Raw genomic sequence first — 1,691 nt, 5'->3', positions numbered from 1 at the left:
TAGCGCGCCCGGGCGGTTTTTTGTTTCATGGAGATCGACATGTTCGACTGGAAAAGATCCTGCTCCTACGACGAGCAGCAGAAGAGACGTTTCCACACCACCGCCCGTTCATGGCTGAAGAAACTCGCCGCCGAACTTGCCCTGCCGCAGGGAAGCTTTGACCTGCGCTCAAACAAGGCGGGCAGCGCCGTTTGCGGTGAAATTACCCTGCACCACGACCGTGCCTATATCCAGGTCGGCCAGTTCGGGCAGTCCTCTGGTCACGGCATCCTGATCCGCACCTGCAAGGGCCGCAAGGACTATACCGGCGGAGCCAACCACTTCGTCGCCCTCGGCATGCTGGACGACATCCCGGCGCTCGCCGCCGCCGTCCGTGCCATCACCGGGGTTGGTCGAGACGCTTCGTGTTCCTCCGAGCGACGCGCCGCCTAAACTCCTGCAAACCCCATCATCGCCAGTGCACGTGCCGGCTGCAGGCTCGGCCCGTCGCCAGCCACAACACAGCAAGCAGTTGCCATGGCGCGGCGATGCCGCGCGTGGCCGACTTGCCTTCAGGAGAACCTCATGACCGCACATCCACCCTTCAGGAAGGTGCTCGACGGCGTCGCCACCCGCGAGCAGATGTTCCAACTGTTCAGCCGTCACAAAGACACTCCCGGCATCGATCCCAATTCCGGCACTCCCTATTCAGGCGAGTGGTTTGAGATCACCGCGTCCGAATACCACTTCATGCTAGATTTGTTGCCGCCGCTCTTCATGCGCACCGGCATGTTCGGAATGTCGGAGTATAAGGCCGGCAACGTGACCAGCGTATTCTTCGCGATCCGGATCCGGGGCCGCGAGCGCTGGTTTCACGGGTTCTGCGATCTCACCGATCGCCAGTCGCCAGACAAGATGCGCGCCGCCATCATAGCCCACGAGACCGGCGCGAGCGACAGCATGACCCGCGCGGAAAAGCTTGAGGCGATCTGGAACATAACCCCTGTCGAGCTCAGGGGGACCGCCCGCAATGCAGACCCCGAGACCGGGTGGGCCGAACATCGCGGTAAACGCACGATTCTCGTTAACGCCGGAAGGCATGATGCTGCCTTCAGGCTGCTCGATGATCTGTCGGATCTCGAGATCGCCGAGTACCTGTCCAAAGTGCGATTGCGTCGGAGCTGACGAAGGAAGACGACGATGGGCATCTATAAGAACCGCGCTTCGGCGGCAAAGCGTCTCCATCACGGTGACCGACTTTCGCTCAATGGATGCACCCGCGTACGGCCCATCCTCAAGCTGTTGAGACATGCGAAACCCTATGGCCAACTGCAACGAGGATACAAGCATCCGGCCTTCAGCAAAACTTCAGTGCCTGCCACGCGGGAAGTACCCGGAATTGCGTAAAGCGCCGATGAACAGGCTGGCCGGGCCGGCGATAGTCGTCCTGGCCTGCGTTGCGAGCGGCAGCGTGTTCCAATCCTCCAACGGCGCGATAAAGCAGGAGAAAGTGCCATTGACCATGCAATGGCTGGTCAGCAAGCCCTGCTTATCCAGCACCAGAACCCCTGTCTGATGGCTTGGATACCGGATGGCGGCGACGCGCTGAATTTCCATGTCGCCATCGATGCGCAAATTGAAAAGCAGCACGCCCTGGCTTCTGTGGGCGATTTCCGCGACTTTTTCCGCGAAAGGAACAGAAAGCGCACGAA

3 protein-coding genes are annotated in these 1,691 nt (G+C 60.6%); 2 read left to right on the top strand and 1 reads right to left on the bottom strand.

Features of this window, described 5'->3' with window-relative positions:
• Positions 1 to 27 precede the first annotated feature (27 nt).
• Together EN935_RS34745 and EN935_RS34740 are read left to right on the top strand one after the other, a co-directional pair.
• Positions 28 to 432: a hypothetical protein gene (locus EN935_RS34745; RefSeq protein ID WP_127265934.1), complete on the top strand. Its 405-nt coding sequence runs from the start codon at positions 28 to 30 to the stop codon at positions 430 to 432.
• 132 nt (positions 433 to 564) lie between these two features.
• Positions 565 to 1,164: a DUF1419 domain-containing protein gene (locus EN935_RS34740; protein WP_127266138.1), complete on the top strand. Its 600-nt coding sequence runs from the start codon at positions 565 to 567 to the stop codon at positions 1,162 to 1,164.
• A 183-nt stretch (positions 1,165 to 1,347) separates the two neighbouring features.
• Here EN935_RS34740 and EN935_RS34735 read toward each other — a convergent pair.
• Positions 1,348 to 1,691 (bottom strand): hypothetical protein (locus EN935_RS34735; RefSeq protein ID WP_127374164.1); only part of this gene is annotated, 344 nt, incomplete at its 5' end.

Origin of the sequence: Mesorhizobium sp. M7D.F.Ca.US.004.03.1.1 (assembly GCF_003998635.1) — a bacterium.
GTDB lineage: Bacteria > Pseudomonadota > Alphaproteobacteria > Rhizobiales > Rhizobiaceae > Mesorhizobium > Mesorhizobium loti.
The sequence above is the reverse complement of the archived record's forward strand: the minus strand, read 5'-3'. Positions and strand labels throughout refer to the sequence as shown.